The organism is Tsukamurella sp. PLM1, from assembly GCF_023168325.1.
GTDB lineage: Bacteria > Actinomycetota > Actinomycetes > Mycobacteriales > Mycobacteriaceae > Tsukamurella.
The window spans coordinates 238,029-255,688 of the sequence record NZ_AP025688.1 but is presented as its reverse complement, the minus strand read 5'-3'; the positions used below and the strand labels follow the sequence as shown (position 1 = coordinate 255,688).

General features: G+C 72.9%; 14 protein-coding genes and 3 pseudogenes. 12 read left to right on the top strand and 5 right to left on the bottom strand.

What is annotated here, in order from left to right:
- Positions 1 to 4 precede the first annotated feature (4 nt).
- The 10 genes and pseudogenes from mftE to MTP03_RS01240 all read left to right on the top strand — a co-directional run bounded on the left by mftE (position 5) and on the right by MTP03_RS01240 (position 10,733).
- Positions 5 to 744: pseudogene (gene mftE, locus MTP03_RS01285) on the top strand (mycofactocin biosynthesis peptidyl-dipeptidase MftE).
- Complete coding sequence (gene mftF, locus MTP03_RS01280) at positions 741 to 2,168, top strand: mycofactocin biosynthesis glycosyltransferase MftF (RefSeq protein WP_248490235.1); 1,428 nt, start codon at positions 741 to 743, stop codon at positions 2,166 to 2,168. The pseudogene mftE and the gene mftF overlap by 4 nt, the downstream one beginning before the upstream one ends.
- Positions 2,165 to 2,797, top strand: a pseudogene (locus MTP03_RS01275) (FAD-dependent oxidoreductase); the annotation flags it as partial. The gene mftF and the pseudogene MTP03_RS01275, both read left to right, overlap by 4 nt.
- Positions 2,798 to 2,958: 161 nt before the next feature.
- Positions 2,959 to 3,432, top strand: coding sequence for a GMC oxidoreductase (locus MTP03_RS01270; RefSeq protein ID WP_248490234.1), 474 nt, complete (start codon positions 2,959 to 2,961; stop codon positions 3,430 to 3,432).
- A 158-nt stretch (positions 3,433 to 3,590) separates the two neighbouring features.
- Positions 3,591 to 4,862 carry an NDMA-dependent methanol dehydrogenase gene (gene mdo / locus MTP03_RS01265; protein WP_248490233.1) on the top strand — a complete coding sequence of 424 codons (1,272 nt, stop codon included), beginning with the start codon at positions 3,591 to 3,593 and terminating at the stop codon, positions 4,860 to 4,862.
- A 27-nt stretch (positions 4,863 to 4,889) separates the two neighbouring features.
- Positions 4,890 to 5,962 (top strand): annotated as a pseudogene (locus MTP03_RS01260) (AAA family ATPase); the annotation flags it as partial.
- A 33-nt stretch (positions 5,963 to 5,995) separates the two neighbouring features.
- Positions 5,996 to 7,435, top strand: a complete 1,440-nt coding sequence (locus tag MTP03_RS01255; RefSeq protein ID WP_371821012.1) for a VWA domain-containing protein — start codon at positions 5,996 to 5,998, stop codon at positions 7,433 to 7,435.
- 105 nt (positions 7,436 to 7,540) lie between these two features.
- Positions 7,541 to 8,743: an iron-containing alcohol dehydrogenase gene (locus MTP03_RS01250; RefSeq protein ID WP_371820845.1), complete on the top strand. Its 1,203-nt coding sequence runs from the start codon at positions 7,541 to 7,543 to the stop codon at positions 8,741 to 8,743.
- Positions 8,740 to 10,074, top strand: a complete 1,335-nt coding sequence (locus MTP03_RS01245) for a histidine kinase (RefSeq protein ID WP_305852777.1) — start codon at positions 8,740 to 8,742, stop codon at positions 10,072 to 10,074. The genes MTP03_RS01250 and MTP03_RS01245 overlap by 4 nt, the downstream gene beginning before the upstream one ends.
- Complete coding sequence (locus MTP03_RS01240; RefSeq protein WP_248490232.1) at positions 10,071 to 10,733, top strand: response regulator transcription factor; 663 nt, start codon at positions 10,071 to 10,073, stop codon at positions 10,731 to 10,733. The genes MTP03_RS01245 and MTP03_RS01240 overlap by 4 nt, the downstream gene beginning before the upstream one ends.
- Here the strand turns inward: MTP03_RS01240 and mftM are convergent.
- Entirely contained in the window at positions 10,726 to 11,574 is an 849-nt protein-coding gene (gene mftM / locus MTP03_RS01235; RefSeq protein ID WP_248490231.1) for a mycofactocin oligosaccharide methyltransferase MftM, read from the bottom strand. The genes MTP03_RS01240 and mftM overlap by 8 nt on opposite strands.
- A 304-nt stretch (positions 11,575 to 11,878) precedes the next feature.
- On the opposite strand from mftM, the gene MTP03_RS01230 reads away from it, so the two are divergent.
- Positions 11,879 to 12,070 carry a helix-turn-helix transcriptional regulator gene (locus MTP03_RS01230; protein ID WP_248490230.1) on the top strand — a complete coding sequence of 64 codons (192 nt, stop codon included), beginning with the start codon at positions 11,879 to 11,881 and terminating at the stop codon, positions 12,068 to 12,070.
- Positions 12,060 to 12,470 (top strand): hypothetical protein, encoded by a 411-nt coding sequence (locus MTP03_RS01225; protein WP_248490229.1) that lies wholly within the window; start codon positions 12,060 to 12,062, stop codon positions 12,468 to 12,470. The genes MTP03_RS01230 and MTP03_RS01225 overlap by 11 nt, the downstream gene beginning before the upstream one ends.
- Positions 12,471 to 12,640: 170 nt before the next feature.
- Here MTP03_RS01225 and MTP03_RS22515 read toward each other — a convergent pair whose 3' ends face one another.
- From MTP03_RS22515 to MTP03_RS01210, 4 genes are all read right to left on the bottom strand, one after another.
- Entirely contained in the window at positions 12,641 to 12,766 is a 126-nt protein-coding gene (locus MTP03_RS22515; protein ID WP_256465201.1) for a hypothetical protein, read from the bottom strand.
- A gap of 1,405 nt (positions 12,767 to 14,171) precedes the next feature.
- On the bottom strand, positions 14,172 to 16,016 hold the full coding sequence (locus MTP03_RS01220; RefSeq protein ID WP_248490228.1) for a phosphoenolpyruvate carboxykinase (GTP): 1,845 nt from the start codon (positions 16,014 to 16,016) through the stop codon (positions 14,172 to 14,174).
- A 157-nt stretch (positions 16,017 to 16,173) separates the two neighbouring features.
- Positions 16,174 to 16,500: a DUF6802 family protein gene (locus MTP03_RS01215; RefSeq protein WP_248490227.1), complete on the bottom strand. Its 327-nt coding sequence runs from the start codon at positions 16,498 to 16,500 to the stop codon at positions 16,174 to 16,176.
- On the bottom strand, positions 16,490 to 17,608 hold the full coding sequence (locus tag MTP03_RS01210; protein WP_248490226.1) for a hypothetical protein: 1,119 nt from the start codon (positions 17,606 to 17,608) through the stop codon (positions 16,490 to 16,492). Before MTP03_RS01210 ends, MTP03_RS01215 begins: the two co-directional genes overlap by 11 nt.
- Positions 17,609 to 17,660 lie beyond the last annotated feature (52 nt).

Below are 17,660 nucleotides of genomic sequence, written 5' to 3'. Positions count from 1 at the left end.
CCCCATGGCGCGCCTCGCCGACCTCACCTGGCCGGACCTCGACGGGGTCCGGCCGGTGCTGGTCGTGCCCCTCGGCTCCGTCGAGCAGCACGGCCCACACCTCCCGGTGGACACCGACACCCGCATCGCGGTGGAGGTCGCGCGGCGGGCCGTCGACGCCGCCTCACCCACGCCGCCCGACGGTGCCCCCGGCTCACCCCGCCCGACGGCACCGCCGTCCTCGGCCCGGCACTCCCCTACGGCGCCTCGGGCGAGCACGAGGACTTCCCCGGCACCGTCTCCATCGGCCAGGAGGCCCTGCGCACCGTGCTGATCGAGCTGGGGCGCAGCGCGTCCCGGTGGGCGGGGCGCCTGGTGATCGTCAACGGGCACGGCGGCAACGCACGGCCACTGGCCGACGCCGTGCGGCGGCTGCGGTACGAGGGCCGCGACGCGGCCTGGTTCCCGTGCGCCTTCCCCGCCGCCGACGCGCACGCGGGCGCGACCGAGACCTCCGTGCTACTCGCGCTCGCCCCGGACGCGGTGCGCCGCAGCTGGATCGAACCCGGCAACACCGCGCCGATCGGCGAACTCATGGGCGCGCTGGAGGCCGGCGGCACCGCCGCGGTGTCCGCGAACGGCGTGCTCGGCGACCCGACGGACGCCTCGGCCGACCACGGCGAGAGGCTCGTCGAGCGGCTCGCCGCGGACCTCGCCGCGGCCCTGCACGCCTGGCGCGTCGACGACGCCGGGCGGCTCCGGTGACCGCCCCCGCCGAGCGGAACCTGCCCGAGGGCTTCGCCATCCGGATCGCGCCCGCCGTCACCCGCCGCGGCGAGCACCTCGTCGGCGGCTCCCCGCTGCGCGTGCTCACCCTGTCCCGCGCGGCGGCCGCGATGATCGGCCCGGACGGTACCCTCGTCGTCGCGGACGACGACACGCGGCGCCTCGCCCGCCGCCTCCTCGACGCCGGCGTGGCCGACCCCGTCCCTCCGGACCCACCCCCGCCGCCCCCGAGTGTGACCGTGGTGATCCCGGTGCGCGACAACCAGTCCGGTGTCGACCGCCTGCTCGCGAGCCTGCTCGCGGACCGGCCGGGACTGCCCGTGATCGTGGTGGACGACGGTTCGCCGGTCCCGATCCGGGTGGGCGGCGCACCGTCGGTCCGGGTGCTGAGGCTGCCGCGCAACGTGGGCCCCGCCGCGGCGCGCAACCGCGGGGCCGGGCTCGCCGACACCGAGCTGGTGGCCTTCCTCGACTCGGACACCGTGCCGGAGCCGGGCTGGCTCGCCCGGTCCGCCTGGCATTTCGCGGATCCCGGCGTCGCCCTGGTGGCGCCGCGCATCGTCGGCCTCGGGCGGCCCTCGCGGCTGCGGCCCGTCGCGGTGTACGCCGACCGGTACTCGAGCCTGGACATGGGGCCGCGCCCCGCGGCCGCCGCGCCGGGCCGCCCGCTCGCGTACGTGCCCTCCGCCGCGCTCCTCGCCCGCCGCGAGGCGCTCACGGGCGCGGGCGGATTCGACGAATCGCTGCGTGTGGCGGAGGACGTGGACCTGTGCTGGCGGCTCGCGGCGGCGGGCCGGACGGTGCGCTACGAGCCGGGGGCGCGGGTCGGGCACGAGCACCGGTACGGCCTGCGTCAGCTGCTCGGCCGCCGCAGGTTCTACGGCACCGGCGCCGCGGAGCTCGCCCGGCGGCACGGCGCCGCCGCCGCGCCCGTCGTGACGACCGTGCCCGGCGCGGTCGCGACGGTGGGCCTGCTCTCCCGGACCCGGTGCGGCGCACTGGTCTCCGCGGCGGTGTACGCCTGGATGTTCGTCCGGCTGCGCCGCGCCCTGCGCGCCGTGCCCGCCGGCGACGCGGTGGCCGCCCGCAACGTCGCGCGCGCCGCCTGGTTCGGAGCGCTGCAGGGCTGGTCGGCGCTTTTGCGTCACCACTGGCCGCTCGCCGCCGCGGCTGCGCTGATCGTCCCGCGGTTCCGGCGGCCACTGCTGACCGCCGCGATCGCGGAGGCCGCCGCGACCTGGGTGGCCGCGGTACTCGCGGAACCGTCGGCGCGGCATCCTGATCCGTTCACCTGGGCGGCCCTGCACCGTCTCGACGACCTGGCCTACGGCCTCGGCGTGTGGCAGGGCGCCCTCACCCGCCGCGACCCCGGCGCGCTGCGTCCGACACTCACCCGCCGATGACCTCCGCCGACGTCGTCGTCGTGGGCGCGGGCAGCGCCGGCTGCCTCGTGGCGGCGCACCTGGCCCGCGATCCCGCCCGCCGGGTCCTGCTGCTCGAGCGCGGGCCGCTCACCCCGCCCGGCCCCGACGTCACGGCGCTCACCCGGCTGCCCGTCGAGCCCGGGGCCGTCCGGGTATGCCGCACGACCGAAGCACGCGGGCGGGACGTGGTGCGCGGCAGCGGCGTCGGTGGATCGTCCGCCGTCAACGGCGGCTACTTCCTGCGCGGCCACCGCCGCGACTACACCGCCTGGCCGTACCCGCCCACCGAGATCGGCGACGCCTTCGCCCGGGTCGAGGCCGCGATGCGCGTGACGCCCTTCGCCGACACCGAGCTGGGCGCGGTGCCGACGGCGTTCGAGGAGTACTGGGGCGCACGGGTTCCCCGCGCAAGCGGGCCGTGGCCCGGCGTCGGGCTCAACCGGGTGCGGTCCAACCGCACGACCGGCCGGCGGCGCACCGCGGCGGAGGCGTTCCTCGCCGGCACGACCGACGATCCCGGCGTGACGGGCCCGCGGCTCGTGCGGGCCGAGGCACAGCGGCTCGTCGCCGCCGGCGGCCGGGTGAGCGGGGTGATCACGGACCGCGGCCGGATCGACGCGGACGAGGTGATCCTCGCCGCGGGCACGCTCGGCTCGGCCGCCCTGCTGTCCCCGCTCCTGGGCGCGCTGCCCGTGTCCGAGCATCCGGAGACGCTGGTGCGCTTCGCGCCGCGGGTCCCGATCGCCCCCGCACCCTGCTGCAGGCGGTCGTGCACACCCCCGAAGGACTCGAGATCCGCTGCTACTCCGACGACTTCGCGGCCTACATCGACGGGCTCCCGCCCGGCGGCGTGTGCATCGGCGTCGCCGACATGGCACACCCCACCACCGGCTCGATCCGCTCCGGCGGCGACGGGATCCGGCTCGATCTCGGCGAGCCCGGCGCCGCCTCCCGCGCGCGCATGGCCGCGGGCACGCAGGACGTGGTCGAGATGCTCTCCTCGCCGGCGTTCGCGTCCCTCGTCGAGCCCGGCAGCATCACCGTCGACCACGCCGCCGGAATGTCCTCGCACGCCTGGGGCACCGTCCCCCTCGGCGCAGCGACCGGGCCCGACGGGGCCGTGGCCGGCACCGTCGGGCTGCGGGTGGTGGACGGCTCGGTCCTCCCCGGGCCGTTGCGCAGCGGCCCGCACGCGAGCGTGCTGATGACGGCCGACGCGATCGCCCGCCGCATCGCGCCCTGACCGTCCGGGAGGGGCGCGGACCTACCCGATCGGACGGGACGGGTGTGGTCGACCGTACGGTTCCGCGCTGATGCTGTTCCCACCAGGCGATTCCGGCGTCAGAGTGACCCTGTGAGGCGGATCACACCCTGACGAACCCGACCTGAGGAGCACCTGTCATGGCCATCGAACTGAATCAGATCTGGGACTTCCCGATCAAGGAGTTCCACCCCTTCCCCCGGGCCCTGATGGGCGTCGGCGCGCACGACATCATCGGCGTGGAGGCGAAGAACCTCGGCTTCAAGCGGGCGCTGCTCGTGACCACCGGACTGCGCGGCTCCGGGATCATCGAGGAGCTGATCGGCAAGATCGAGTACCAGGGCGTGGAGGTGGTCCTGTTCGACAAGGTCGAGTCGAACCCCAAGGACTACAACGTGATGGAAGCCGCGGCGATGTACCAGAAGGAGAAGTGCGACAGCATCATCTCCGTGGGTGGCGGTTCCAGCCACGACGCCGCCAAGGGCGCGCGGGTGGTGATCGCGCACGACGGCCGCAACATCAACGAGTTCGAGGGCTTCGCGAAGTCCACGAACCAGCAGAACCCGCCGCACATCGCGGTATCGACCACGGCCGGCACCGGCTCGGAGACCTCGTGGGCGTACGTCATCACCGACACCTCGGACATGGAGAAGCCGCACAAGTGGGTGGCCTTCGACGAGGCCGCGATCGTCACCCTCGCGATCGACGACCCGCTGCTGTACTACACCTGCCCGCAGCACTTCACGGCGTACTGCGGCTTCGACGTGCTGGCGCACGGCAGCGAGCCCTACGTCTCCCGCCTCGACTTCGCGCCCTCACTGGGGAACGCGCTGTACTCGATCGAACTGGTCGCGAAGAACCTGCGGGAGGCCACGTTCGAGCCCCGCAACCTCAAGGCCCGCGAGGGGATGATGAACGCGCAGTACATCTCCGCGCAGGCATTCAACTCCGGCGGCCTCGGCATCGTGCACTCGATCTCGCACGCCGTCTCCGCATTCTTCGACAGCCACCACGGCCTCAACAACGCCATCGCGCTGCCCCGCGTGTGGGAGTACAACCTGCCGTCGCGCTACGAGCGGTACGCCGAGATCGCGGTGGCCATGGGGGTGGACACCCGCAACATGACCACGGTGCAGGCCGCGGACGCGGCGGTCGAGGCCGCGATCCGGCTCGCCAAGGACGTGGGCATCCCGGACAACTTCGGGCAGGTCCGCACCGATTCCTACGAGAAGAACCAGATGAACTCCGGCAAGTACAGCGGCCGGGGCGACGTGATCAAGGGCGACGAGAAGACGGTGCTGGCGATCTCGGAGCACATCCAGGACGACTGGTGCACCCCGGGCAACCCGCGCGAGGTGACGGTGGGATCGATGATCCCGGTGGTCGACCACGCGATCAACGGGAAGTACTGAGGCACGGACCGAGCAGAGGAGAAGGAGATGACCACGGTGGCCGTGGAACCGATGGACCCACCCGGGTTCGTGGACGGAGCCGCGCTCCGGGACGCGTTGCGCGAGAGCGACTACATCGCCGACGACGACCTGGCCACCGTGGTGCACCTCGCGACGGTGCTCGACCGCCCACTGCTCCTGGAGGGGCCGGCGGGCGTCGGAAAGACCGAGCTGGCGAAGACGCTCGCGGAGGTGTCCGGGCGGCGCCTGATCCGGCTGCAGTGCCACGAGGGCCTCGACGACAGCCGCGCGCTGTACGAGTGGGACTACGCCCGCCAGCTGCTGCACGTGCAGATGCTGCGCGACCGGATCGGCGCCGAGCTCTCGGGCTTCGAGTCGCTCGCCGATGCCTCGGCGCACCTCGCGGCGCAGGACTTCGGGCTGTACTCGGAGACCTTCCTCGCGGCGCGGCCCTGCTGGCGGCGATCCTCTCGGAGGAGCCGGTGGTGCTCCTCGTCGACGAGGTCGACCGCACGGAGGAGTCGATGGAGGCGCTATTGCTGGAGGTCCTCGCCGAGAGCCAGGTGACCGTGCCCGAGGTCGGGACCTTCACGGCCCGCACCCGGCCGTGGGTGGTGTTGACCTCTAACGACACCCGCGAGCTGAGCGCCGCGCTCAAGCGCCGCTGCCTGCACTACCACCTCGGCTATCCGACGGCGGAGCGGGAGCGGGAGATCGTGGGGGCGCGGGCGCCCGAGGTCGAGTCGTCGGCGATCGCCGACGTCGTCGAGCTCGCGGGCCGGCTGCGCGGGCTGCCGCTGCGCAAGAGCCCGTCGATCTCCGAGGTCATCGATGCCGCCCGGATCGCGGCGGTGTTGGCGGCGACCGGCCGCAGCGCGGCCGAGTCGCCCGACCTCCTGTACGCCGCGCTGCTCAAGTACTCCTCCGATGTCGCGCTCGTGCGGTCGCAGCCCGACGGGGCCTCGGCACCGTCGGGGGACGTGCCCGCGCGCGAGCGCCCGACGGTGGCGGCGCGCCCGGCCAACACGACCACAAGCGTGTTCCGGGGCACGGCGGGAGGGGCCATGGCGGGCTCTGAGCCGGGCCGAGCGGGCGGGGCCGGCGTCCTCGACGTCGTCTCGGCGGCGTTCGGGTTGCGGCTGCGGGCGCACGGCGTGGCCACCTCGCCCGCCGAGGTGATCGAGGTGCGCCGCGTCCTGGGCCTGCTCGGGGCCCGGGACCGCGGCCGGCTCGCCGCGGCCCTACGGGCCACGTGCGTGAAGTACCAGCACGAGAACCCCGGATTCGACGCGGCGTTCGCGGAGCTCTTCGACCCGCAAGCCGACGCAGAGGAGGACGCGGCCGGGCGGGAGCCGTCGCGGGCCGGCCTCACGGGCTCCTTCCCGGACGCGCTGGAACTCGCCGACGACGCGGAACTGGCGCCCTACGCCGACTACAACGAACGCGCGGCCGAGGTGGGCGAGCTGTTCGACACCCCCGAGGCGGAGAAGGGCTTCAACCCGCACAAGGACGACGACGACTTCTCGGTGACCGCAGCCGACGAGGAGCTGTCGGTCAACGGTTCCGACGACGGCGGCCGGCGCGGCGTGAGCTACACCCTCGACGTGGACCGGGCGGGCACCACCGAGGTCGGCGGACTGGCCGACGGCGCCACGGTGGCGGCGGCGGGCACCCTGCACTGGGAGGATCCCGAGGCGATCCTGGCCTGGCTGGACGCCTACGACCCGGACCGGCTGTACGCGGACAGGGGCGGCGAGGAACTGACCCGACAGCAGGCCGAGCGGCTCGCGGCGGCGCTCGCGGACTTCGTCGGCGCCCTCGCGGAGGCGGGCGCGCCCGCGCCGGGTGCGCCGGGGAGCGCCGAGTCGCGCTCCCACGCCGAGCTGGAGCTCGCGGTGCACGAGGTGCTCCGGCGGATGCGTGGTGCGCCGCGCGAGCGGGTGCGCTACCGCGGACACGGCCGGCTGGACATGCGCGCCACCGCGCGCGCGGCACTGCGCACCGACGGGGTCCCCTTCCGGCTCGCCACGCGGGTGCCGCGGCCGGACCGGCTACGCGTGCTGATCCTGGCGGACGTCTCGCTGTCCGTGCGGCCGGTGACCGCGTTCGCGCTGCGGCTTGCGCAGGCGATCCGCCGGCGAACCCATCGGTGCGAGGTCTTCGCCTTCGTCGACCGGCCCGTGGACGTCACGGACGCCCTGCTCGCCGGTCATGGGGACGACGCCCTGGCCCGGGTCCTCGCCGACCCGGAGATCGACCTCGAGGCCTCCAGCGACTACGGACGGGTGTTCTCCGAGCTGCTCGCCGCACCCACCTCGCTCGGGCGGCGGACGTCGGTGCTCATCGTCGGGGACGGACGGTCCGGCGGGCGACCCGACGGTGCCGACGACCTCGCGGAGCTGCGTAGGCGGGTGCACCGGCTCGCGTGGGTAACCCCCGAGCCGGAGCGGTACTGGGCGCAGGCCACGTGCGCGATGCCCTCGTACCGGGAGCACTGCGACGGTGTCGTGATCGCGCGCGACGCAGAGGCGCTCATCGATCGCGCCCGGGACCTGGGCAACGCGCTCCGGTGACTGACCTACCCGATCGGTTAGGTGAGTCACCCGTGCGAACGGACCGTCCCCCGGCGCACCCGGGCTTGTAACATGGATCACATCGATCCGTTGAGGAGCCGCCCCGTGACCCACCTCGACAATCGCATCGCGTCGGTACCGCTGATCGCCCGCGAGGTGCCGCGCACCGTCAAGTTCCACGCCCCCGAGATCGTCTTCGGCGTGGACGCTCTCGGCGAGGCCGCACACGCCGCGGCCAGGCTCGGCGCGGTGCGGCCGATGCTGGTCACCGATCTCGGGCTGATCGAGGCCGGCTGGGTCACCGAGCTCACCGAGTACCTGCGCTCCGCCGGGCTGCGTCCCGAGGTGTTCAGCGCTGTCACGCCGAATCCCAAGGACCACGAGGTGGCCGCGGGCTTCGAGCGGTACGCGGCCGCCGGCTGCGACGTGATCATCGGGATCGGCGGCGGCTCGGTGATGGACGCCGCGAAGGGGGTGGCGATCCTCGCCACCAACGGCGGGCACATCCTCGACTACGTCGGCGTGGACCGGGTCAGCCGCCCCGTGCCGCCGATGGTGATGGTCCCCACCACCTCCGGCACCGGCGCGGACGTCTCCCAGTTCTGCATCGTGACCGACACCGCCCGCGCCACCAAGGTGACCATCCTGGGCCGCACGCTGGTGCCGGACGTGACCGTGATCGACCCGCGCCTGCTCACGACGATGCCCGAGTGGCTCGGCGCCGCGAGCGGCCTCGATGCGCTGACGCACGGCGTCGAGGCCTACGTCTCGCTGGCGCACAATCCGCTCACCGACCACCACGCGCTGCGGGCGGTGGGCATGGTGACCGATGCGCTGGCGGAAAGCATGGCGCACCCGAAGCGGATATCGGACCGGCTCGTGATGGCGCAGGCCAGCCTCGAGGCCGGGATGGCCTTCACGAATGCGATCCTGGGCGCCGCGCACGCCATGAGCCATCAGGTGGGCGGGCTACTCGACAAGCCGCACGGCGTGATCAACGGCATCCTGCTGCCGCACGTGATCCGGTTCAACGCCGAGACCGACCCGCGGCCCTACGTCGCGATCGCGGCCGGGATGGGCCTTCCCGAGCAGTTCGCGCCGCCCGCGGAGGCGGCCGCGGCGGTGGCCGACCGGGTGCAGGCGCTGGCACGGGAAGTGGGCACTCCTCGCGGCCTCGCGGATCTCGGTGTGCCCCAGGAGGTTTTGCCGCGCCTCGCGGCGCAGAGCCTGCGGGACTCGTGTATGACGACCAACCCGCGCCCCGCCACCGTCGACGAGATGACCGTGCTGTTCCGGGCGGCGATGTGACGGCCGAATCGGACCTCGCGGCGCTCACCGGACTCCGGTCGGGCAAGGGCTCCTACTACCCGCAGTACCGCGGGGCGCAGGAGCGCGCCGAGCGGGTGCTGCACGCCCTGGACGTCATCGCCGGGGCGCTGGTGCGCACCGTCGACGGCCCCGAGACGCTGGTGTGCTCCGCAGCGCAGGCCGCGCGCGAACACCTGCAGGCCGACTGGGTCGTGTTCGCGCTCACCGACGGCCGCCTGCAGTCCGCCGGCCCGCGGCGGCTGGTACTGGGCCCGGACGGCATCCCGTACCTGGTGGACCGCGTGACCGGCCCGCCGCTGCCGTACGAGGTGACCGAATGCCTGGAGCGGATCCGCGATCCGGAGACGGTGGCCGGCGAGTCGCTGCTCGACGGACGGCATGCCTTCGTCCCGCTGGTACTGGACGGCACGGTCGTCGGCGCGATCGCCGCGTGGGCGCCGCCGGGGCGCGAGCTGGACGGCACGGACAGCGCGGTGCTCAACATCCTCGCCAGCCAGACCGCGGTGGCACTGCACAACGCCGCGCTGTACGAGAACATCGCGACGCTGCTCGACCGGTCCGAGCAGGCCCATGCGCAGGCACGCCGCACCGCCGCCGACCTGGCGGTGCGCAACGCCGAGCTGACCCGGATGCAGCGGGAACTCGGTGTGGTGCAACGTCACCGGGCGCTGGACGACGAGCGGCACCGGATCGCGCGCGAGCTGCACGACAGCGTGACCCAGGCCGTGCTGTCCGCCGGGATGCAGATCGAGGTGTGCCGCAGCGAGATCCCGGACAGCGAGCGCACCGAGCGGCTGGACCTCGCGAAGGAGATGACGCGGCGGGCGGTCGAACAGCTGCGATCCGCGATCTACACCCTCAACAACAGCGGCGACCGGCACGAGGACGGACTCCCCGAGATGCTCCGCCAGCTCGGCGTGGTGCACGAGCCCGACGAGCTGAAGGTCACGGTGCGCGTGCGCGGCGGGGTCCGCGAGCTGCCCGCGGAGGTCGAACACGCGCTCCTGCGCATCGCGGGCGAAGCGCTGTTCAACGTCGCGGTGCACGCCGACGCCGACCGCGCGACCGTGACCCTGCACTACGGCGCCGCGCACGTGGACCTGGCCGTGGACGACGACGGGGCCGGCGACCCCGCCGCGCTCCGGTCCGCGCTGCGCGCCAGCCTGGACCGGGACGTGGACGGCCACGGCCGGGGCCTGGCGAACATGGCGGACCGCGCGGCGGAGTGCGGTGGGCGCCTCGCCCTCCGGAGATCCCGGCTGGGCGGCGTGCGGGTGCAGGTGAAGCTGCCGATCGAGGAGGAACCGTGAACCGGGAACAGGCCGCGGCGACCGCCGTCGATTCGAGGATCGTGTTGGTGGACGACCACGCCATCCTCCGTCAGGGGCTGCGGTCGGTCCTGGACCGCGAGCCCGACCTCGAGGTGGTCGGCGAAGCGGCGACCCGCGCCGAGGCGCGCGCGGTCGCCGACGCCGCGCGCCCGGACGTGATGGTGATCGACCTGAAGCTATCCGGCGGCTCGGAGCTGGAAGGGTTGTCGCTGTGCCGGGACCTCGCGGCGGCGCACCCGGAGATCGCCCTGCTCGTGCTCACCACCTTCCTCGACGAACGCCTGGTGGTGGAGGCCGTACAGGCCGGGGCGCGCGGCTACGTGGTCAAGGACGTGGACACCCGGGAGTTGGTGAGCGCCATCCGTTCCGTGACGCGCGGGCAGAGCGCCTTCGACCCGCGGACGGCGGTGGCGATCGTGCAGACCCTGGCGCACGGGCCGACCGAGGACGACCTGACCGCGCGCGAGTTGGAGGTGCTGCGGCTGCTGGCGAGGGGACACTCCAACAACGGCATCGGCGAGAAGCTGTTCATCTCGCCGACGACGGTGAAGTTCCACGTGAGCAACGTGCTGCGCAAGCTCGGTGTGCGCCGGCGGGCGGAGGCGGCGTATGAGGCCAGCAAGCGCGGGCTCATCTGAGGGTCGCGCCGGGAGGTCCCGGCCCGCGACCGCGCGGATCCCAGAGGTCGATGACGAGCCAACCGCCGTGGTGCTCGAACACTTGGTACTCGACCCCGCGGCCCGCGACCATCGCCTCGAGGCCAGCCGTCGTGAAGGTGCGGACGTGCCCGAACCGCGCGTCCGGCTCGTCCTCGAAGGGGACAGCGACGATCACGCGGCGCCGGGCCAGCCGCAGCGCCTCGTCGAGCACCGCCGCGCCGCGGTCGGGCGGAAGGTGCTCCAGCAGGTGCAGGGCGGTGACGGTGTCGGCGCAGCGGTCGGGCAGCCGCGTGTCAGCCGCATCGGCGACACGCGTGCGCACCGGGATCCCGAGATCGTCCGCGACCGCGGCGAGCAGCGACATGGTCCCCCCGCAGACATCGGTCGCGGTCACCCGCAGGCCCGACCGCGCGGCACGCAGCGCGAAGAATCCGAAACACGACCCGAGGTCCAACAGGGACCGCCCGACCAGGAGTTCCGACGCCGTCGCGTGCACTGGAGCGAAGTCAGCGGCACCGGATTCGAGGTCCGCCATGGAGTTCCGGTAGTAGCGGCGCCACGCTTCGGGCGCGTCGTCGACCGTGGTGCGCACCACGCCGACCAGCATCCGTTCGAACTCGTCGACCGCGCACTGCCCGGCTTCCGCCGCGATCCGCAGCGCCAACGAGTCCCGCAGGTCGTCGGGGCTCAGCCGGTGCCGAACGTCCAGCCGCTCGCCGCGCCGCCGCACTGATAGCGAGCGGCCCCCGCGCACCCGCGCGACGGTGACCGCACCGTCGGACCACCGACGGCCGGAACCCGTTGCCAGAGCATCGATCATGGCATCGACACTAGAGCGACCGCGGCCGGTGGGGATCCGCCGGACGGGTGGACGTCACCCTGCCCGATCGGACGGGTGGCACTACGTCCGGTCGATGGGCCCTGTTCGCCGCCAGCCGGCCCGCCAGCGGCCGAATCCGGCTCCGCGTCGTCACTGTCGGCGCTGTCGGCGAGGGCGAAGGAGCCGCCGAACGCGGCGCCGGGGGCTGCTGAATTCACGCGACTCCTCCGTTCGTCCGCTCTGTTCCGCCGTCGCTTTGGAAAGCACCCTTTACAGGAGCATCTGTAAAGGGTACTTTCCAGGTGTGCGAAACGATGTACGCCGGCTGCGCGTCGAGAACGGGCTTTCGCAGGGCGAATTGGGTGCGGTACTGGGTGTGTCCCGCCAGACGATCAACGCGATCGAGGCGGGGCGGTACAACCCGTCGCTGGCCCTGGCGATCGGGATCGCCCGGTACTTCACCACGACCGTCGAGGAGGTCTTCCATGTCGACTAGCGAAACGCCGGCCGAGAAGAAGCAGGCGCGATGGATCATGCCCGCGACCGGGGTCGTCCTGGGCGCGATCGCTTTCGGGGCGAGCGCGGCCCGGGGCGAATGGATCGTCGGCATCCTGATGGCGGCGATCATCATCGGCTACGTCGTCGTCGTGGCCGTGCGCGCCCGGAGGAACGAGGCCAGCGCGCTGCTGGCGGGCACGGCCGACGACGAGCGGCAGCAGACGATCTCACTGAAAGCCGGCTCGATCACCTCACAGGTCCTGTCGGTCGTTCTCGTCTGCGGCTTCCTGTGGGCGATCGGGACGGGCAGTTCCGCCGCCGCGATCTGGGCCGGACTATGCGCCGTCGGCGGATTCACCTACATCGGCAGCACCGTGATCCTCAGCCGCACCACCTGAATCCGCACGCGCGGCGTCGGACCGGTCGGCCTCGGCGAAGCCATGTCGTCCCGGGTCCGGCGTATCGAGTCCCCGGAACGCCGCCCGTTCCCGCCGATTCGTCGCAGCCCACCCGGGAAGTCGGGCGAACCGGGAGGGCTGCAACGAATCGAGGCAGCAGTCGCGGGCGATCAGAGCAGCGGGACCGCGTCCAACACGGTGCCGAGCACACCGCCGCTCGACGGTTCGCTCTCCTCGCTGCCGGCTCCGACACCTGCGCCGGTCGAGGCGACCGTGGACTCCGACTCCGAACCCACACCGCTCACGGAGACGCCGCCACCAGCGGAATCGCTTCCGGTAGAGCCTGTTCCGGTCGACGATGCGGACGACGCGCCCCCGAGCCCGAGGAGCCGGCGACCGGCGCGCCGGCAGTGCGTGCGCCCACCGACCCCGCGTCCGTGTCGCGCTCGGTCGACGCCACCGCGCCACCCGACGTCGGCGCGGCGTCCGCACCGCCGGACGTCGTTCCCTCGGCACCCGCCGATGCGTCCGGGCTCGCGACCGAGGGGGCGGTCGTGGGTGCGGTCGGGGGTGCGGTCGGTCCACCATCGCCCGCCCCGGCCGGAGCACCGGCACCGCCGCCGGTCGCCGCGCCGTTCGCTCCGCCGTTCGTGGCCGGGCTCGCGATGCGCGGAGCGACGGTGCCGCCGGGTGCGGTCCCGCCGTTCGCGCCGCTCCCACCCGCGCCGTTCCCACCCGGACCGCCCCTGCCCTGGGTACCGGTCGCGGAACCCTGCGCATTCCCCTGCGCACCAGCGGATCCCGAGGCACCTCCACCCCGGCCCGACGGCGCCGCGGCGCCCTGGCCGCCGCTTGCACCCTGCGCACCCGCGCCGCCGGCACCCGTCGCCGCACCGCCTCCACGACCGGCGGCACCGGCACCCTGAGCACCCGCCGCTCCCGTGGCACCCGCTGCCCCCGTGCCCGCGGTTCCGGCGCCGGACGCAGCTCCTCCTGTCGCGCTTCCCGCAGCCGCCGGGTCGGGCGCGGGGACTCCGTTCGGGTCACCACCCGCCTGCGCGACGCCCGCCCCGAGCCAGATCGAACCCATGGTGACGGCAGCTGCCGCGGAGGCTGTCACGCGTGTGACTGCGACGGAAGCCCGTGTCTGCCGGCGATGCCGCCCCTGATACCTGGACAAATGCACTCTCCTCTACTCCATTCGCGCACGATCGATCAGACGGGCGAGGGGCGTTCACGGCCACGACCGATCGCCGCGGCTCCCGAACGGAGTACGCGGTGAGAATGAGAAGTGTTGCAATAGAACGGAAATCGGAAGTGGGCTCCGAGATCGCCGCCTCGACCCACCAACTAGCCAACACGAACCGACAACCGGAATCCAGGTATCAGAGGTAACAATCACGGCACGATGGCCGCGCTGATGTGAACCTCGTCACTGCCGATCCGTCAACGATCTTCCGTCTGATGAAGCGATACTCGTTCGCTTTGGCAATTTATTGGATCAGGCTGTACAACAACCGATCTCGCGGGCGCACGGCCGCCGGGGAGTGTGTTTGCTCACGCTTCTCCGCCTCAATGCCAGCATGTCGAACTTTGCCATCACCGCGACGGTACGCCGGCGCCGCCGAGGGCGCGGCCCACGCACCGGAACAGCACTGTGCCCCCGCCGGAAGCGACGGGGGCACAGTTGCGTCAGACGGATCAGGCCAGGCGCTGCTTGAGCTCGTCCAGCTCGTCCTTGAGGCCGGTGGGCAGCTTGTCACCGACGAACGCGAACCACTCGTCGATCGACGGCAGCTCGTTCCGCCACTCCTCGACGTTCACGGCGAGCGCCTCGGCGACGTCCTCGACGGGGGTGTCCAGGCCGGTGAGGTCCAGCTCCTCCGGGGTGGCGACGATGCCGACGGGCGTCTCCTTGCCCACGGCCCGGCCCTCGATGCGATCGACGATCCACTTCAGGACGCGGCTGTTCTCGCCGAATCCGGGCCACAGGAAGCGCTTGTCCTCGCCGCGGCGGAACCAGTTGACGTAGAACACCTCAGGCAGCTTCGACTCGTCGGCCTGCTTGCCGATGTTCAACCAGTGGTCGAAGTAGTCGCCCACGTTGTAGCCGAGGAACGGCAGCATCGCCATCGGGTCACGGCGGACGGTACCCACCTTGCCCTCGGCGGCGGCCGTCTGCTCGGAGCCGACGGTGGCGCCCATGAACACGCCGTGCTTCCAGTCCCGCGCCTGCGTGACCAGCGGCACCGTCGTCTTGCGGCGGCCACCGAACAGGATCGCCGAGATCGGCACGCCCTGCGGGTCGTCCCACTCGGGGGCGATCGACGGGCACTGCGACATCGGGGTGGTGTACCGCGAGTTCGGGTGCGCGGCGACGGTGACGACGCCGTCCTCGTTCTCGGCGGACGAACTCTCCCAATCGTCGCCGCGCCAGTCGGTGAGGTGCTGCGGCGCAGCCGACATGCCCTCCCACCAGACGTCGCCGTCGTCGGTCTTGGCGACGTTGGTGAAGATGGTGTTGCCGGCGTCGATGGTCTTCATCGCGTTCGGGTTCGAGTCCATCGACGTGCCCGGGGCGACGCCGAAGAAGCCGAACTCGGGGTTCACCGCGTACAGGCGGCCGTCCTTGCCGAAACGCATCCAGGCGATGTCGTCGCCGACGGTCTCGGCGCGCCAGCCCGGCAGGGTCGGCTGGATCATCGCGAGGTTGGTCTTACCGCAGGCGCTCGGGAACGCCGCTGCGATGTAGTAGACCTTGTCCTCCGGCGAGATCAGCTTGAGGATCAGCATGTGCTCGGCGAGCCAGCCCTCGTCGTGCGCCATCGCCGAGGCGATGCGCAGGGCGTAGCACTTCTTGCCCAGCAGGGCGTTGCCGCCGTAACCCGAACCGTACGACCAGATCTCGCGGGACTCGGGGAAGTGGGTGATGTACTTGGTCTCGCTGCACGGCCACGTCACGTCGGCCTCGCCGGGCGCCAGCGGCTTGCCCACGGAGTGGATGGCCTTGACGAAAAAGCCCTCGTCGCCCAGCTTCTCGAGAACCGGGGTGCCCATGCGGGTCATGATCTTCATCGAGACCACGACGTACGGGCTGTCGGTCAGCTCGACGCCCAGCTTCGGATCGTCGGCGCCCAGCGGGCCCATGCAGAACGGCACCACGTACATGGTTCGGCCCTGCATCGAACCGCGGTACAGATCCGTCATCGTCGCGCGCATCTCGGCGGGGCGGACCCAGTTGTTCGTCGGGCCCGCGCCCTCCTTCGTCTCCGAACAGATGTAGGTGCGCGACTCCACCCGCGCCACGTCCGCCGGGTCCGACAGCGCGAGGAACGAGTTGGGCTTCTTCGCGTCGTTCAGCTTGGTGAAGGTGCCCGCAGCGACCATCTCGGAGGTCAGTCGGTCCCACTCCGCGTCGGAACCGTCCGCCCACACGACCCGCTCGGGCTGCGTGAGCTCGGCGACCTCACGCACCCATTCGATCAGCTTCGCGTGCTTCGTGGGGATCGAGTCCCCGTCCAGGCCCGGAATGGTTGCAGAGGTCATGTGTTCGTCTCCCGAGATGTCGTGCCGATCTCTTTGCACCAGTGTCACACATCGAGCAAGGTCACAGCATCGAGGGTGACGTGCGACATCTCACACGAGGTCGGCCGATCACTCCGCGTCCGGTACCGGCGGCCGCGACCACGAGTCGACGGACGAGTCAGGCGATGTCTCCGCTGTCCATCAGCCGCCACCGCCCCTCGGCGAACCGCCAGGTCTCGAAGGTGCCGCCGGGCCGGATCCGGTGGTACACATCGGCCACGCCGTCGGCGTCCAGATCCGTGAACACGGCGGTACCGCCCGCATCGGCGACGGTGCCGGTGTCCACCAGCCCGTCCCCGTCGGTGTCGAGGGCGTACACGTCGAACCAACCGCCCTCCGCGTGCACCCACAGGCCTCCCGGCCCCGGTTCGGCGGCGGGCACGGCGCCGTCGAAGACATCGGGACCGAAAACGTCCGGCCCGAACAATCCGAACTCATGGTCCATACCCATTAGACGCACCGGCCCCCCGATCGGTTCCCGGCCCGCGCGCCAGCCGGAGCGCCGCGTCGGACTCGGCGGCCACCAACGCCGCGGCCAGCTCGAACTCCACGCGCTGCCGGAACGCAGCGGTGGCCGCGTCGGCCCAGGTCCGGTGGGCGGCCCGATCCGTGGTGCGGCGCCGAACGCGGAGCAGCCACAGCGCAGCCGCGAGCCCGACGGCCAGGCTGATCGGCAGCGCGAGCCAACGCAACGCACCGAGCGCCTCCAGCGGCGCCGCCACCGCCCGGCCGATGCCGAGCCCGGCGGACGCGCCCAGGATCAGCACGGCCACGTCCTCGGGACGGCGGGACCGCGCGGGCGCCGCGGGCGCCTCCGGACGGGGCAGGGCCGGCGCCGCGGGCTCGGGGGCGACGCGCCAGCCGGCGAACGTCCCGCGGTACGCCGCGCACAGGTGCTCGTGCAGCGACCGTTCGAGGCCGGCTGCGACGTCGCGCAGCCGCGCGTCCAGCAATCCGCGGTCGTCCGCGTCGGACCCGGCGGCGCCGGACCCTCCGCCCGCAGCTCCAGCGAGTCCGGGGAGACCGCCGGCGGACGCGCCGCGGAACGCGTCCGCGGAGGACGCGAGCAGCGTCGCGCGCACCCGAGCGATCGTGGTGCGCAGGTACGCGGACCGGTCGGCGCGCTCCAGTGCCGGGTTCGCCGCCGGGGACGGCGTTGCGGCGGGGACCGGCGCCCGCACCGGCGCCAGCCTCTGCAGGGCGGCACGCAATGCCTCGACACCGGCGCCGCCGTCGGGCTGCACGTCGTGCACCTCGGCGCCGCATCGGCGCGCCGACTCGGCGATCGTCGCCGCCGCGCCCGCGTACACGTCCGTGCCGGTGGCCGCGAGCACCGTCGGGTACGCGGACCGGAGGCGACCCAGCGCGACCGCATCCACCGCGTCGGCGGGCACGCAGGCGTCCAGCACGTAGACCGCGGCGTCGTAGCGCTCGGCGCGCTCGCCGAGCGGGGTGAGCGCACCGTCGGCGCCGACCACGGCCGCCCGGCCGTCGAGCAGCGCAGCCACCGCGACGGCACCCGCCGGATCCTGCCCCGCCACCAGGACCGTCACGACGCGCGCCCAGGCGGTCCAGCAGGAGCTGCTCCGCCTCGTCGCGCCGGGC

What these genes read in the sequence shown, in the direction of transcription:
- mdo (WP_248490233.1), top strand. Translation starts at nt 3,591, where the DNA reads ATGGCCATCGAACTGAATCAGATCTGGGACTTCCCGATCAAGGAGTTC.
- mftM (WP_248490231.1), bottom strand. Translation starts at nt 11,574, where the DNA reads ATGATCGATGCTCTGGCAACGGGTTCCGGCCGTCGGTGGTCCGACGGT.
- MTP03_RS01225 (WP_248490229.1), top strand. Translation starts at nt 12,060, where the DNA reads ATGTCGACTAGCGAAACGCCGGCCGAGAAGAAGCAGGCGCGATGGATC.
- MTP03_RS01220 (WP_248490228.1), bottom strand. Translation starts at nt 16,016, where the DNA reads ATGACCTCTGCAACCATTCCGGGCCTGGACGGGGACTCGATCCCCACG.
- MTP03_RS01215 (WP_248490227.1), bottom strand. Translation starts at nt 16,500, where the DNA reads ATGGACCATGAGTTCGGATTGTTCGGGCCGGACGTTTTCGGTCCCGAT.